The sequence below is a fragment of the Hydrogenophaga sp. GW456-12-10-14-TSB4 genome (genome assembly GCF_059424305.1).
Genome location: NZ_JBWKZH010000149.1, coordinates 1 through 1,347 on the forward strand (window position 1 = coordinate 1; position 1,347 = coordinate 1,347).

General features: G+C 69.5%; 1 protein-coding gene and 1 pseudogene. Both read left to right on the top strand.

Annotated features, from left to right (window positions below):
* Positions 1-392: pseudogene (locus AC07ZS_RS29800) on the top strand (methyl-accepting chemotaxis protein); the annotation flags it as partial.
* 35 nt (positions 393-427) lie between these two features.
* A partial coding sequence (locus tag AC07ZS_RS29805) for an MCP four helix bundle domain-containing protein (protein ID WP_494802036.1) occupies positions 428-1,347 on the top strand: 920 nt, incomplete at its 3' end.

A 1,347-nucleotide genomic window follows, 5' to 3' on the forward strand; every position in this document is an offset into this window, starting at 1 on the left:
TGGACCAGATGACGCAGCAGAACGCGGCGCTGGTGGAAGAGAGCGCGGCGGCCGCCGAAAGCCTCAAGGACCAGGCCAAGCGCCTGAACCAGGTGGTGAGCGTGTTCCGCACCGGCGATGCCGACGCGCATGCTCTCGCTGCGCCGGTGCTGACCTCGGTGGTGCCCCCGGCCCTCGCCGTGGCGCCTGCCAAGGCCGTGGTCGCGACACCCGCCAAGGCGGTGGTGTCGGCACCCGCGGTGGCCAAGCCGACCAAGACGCCCGTGCCCAAGGCCGCTGCGCCCAAGGTCAGCCGGCCCGTTGACGCACCGGTGCCGCCGGTGGCCCGCCCGGCGCCCGCCGCCACTCCGGTGCCCGCTGCTTCCAGCGAAGGCGACTGGGAAAGCTTCTGATCGATTCAACCCACCCCAACGGACGCACTTCTTTCATGTCTTTTCAACAATTCAAGGTCGGCCATCGGCTGGGCCTGGGCTTCCTCAGCGTGCTGGTGCTGCTCCTGGCCGTCACCGCGCTGGGCTGGAGCGGCCTTCGCTCGACGCAGGCGGCCACCGAGCGGGTGATCCAGCTGGAGCACCTCGCCTCGGTCACGGAGGAGTGGGCGGCGAGCACGACGCTGAACATCAGCCGCGCGCTCGCTGTGGCCAAGTCCCGCGCCGATCCCGAGGTCGATGCCTACTTCAAGCCCCTGATCGCCCAGACGTCCACGCGCATCAGCGAACTGCAGCAGACGCTGGAGGCGGAAGTCACCAGCGCCGAGGGCAAGGCCCAGCTGGCCAAGATTTCGGCACTGCGCGGTGAGTACATCGCGGTGCGCAAGACCTTCTTCGACGCGCTCAAGACGGGCGACCTCGTGTCGGCCAACCAGATCCTGTCCAGCCAGGTGTTGCCGGCCGCCGACCGCTACAGCGGCGCCCAGGGCGAGATGCTTGCCGCGCAGCGAATCCTGGTGCAAGCCGCCATGACCGACTCCGCCCACACCGTGAGCCGCAACGTGATGTGGCTGGTGAGCCTGGCCGCGCTGGCGGTGGTGGTGGCCTCCCTGCTGGCCTGGCGCATCACGCGCTCGGTGACGGTGCCGGTGCACCAGGCCGTGGCCATTGCCTCGGCCGTGGCCGCGGGCAACCTGTCGGTGCCGGTACAGACCGACCGCAAGGACGAACTGGGCGATCTGCTCAACGCCCTGGGTGCGATGAAGACCTCGCTGGTCCAGACCGTGAGCCAGGTGCGCAGCGCGACGGACAGCATCAACACGGCGTCGGTGGAAATCGCGACGGGCAACCAGGACCTGAGCGCGCGCACGGAGCAGGCGGCGAGCAACCTGCAGGAGACGGCGGCGAGCATGGAGCA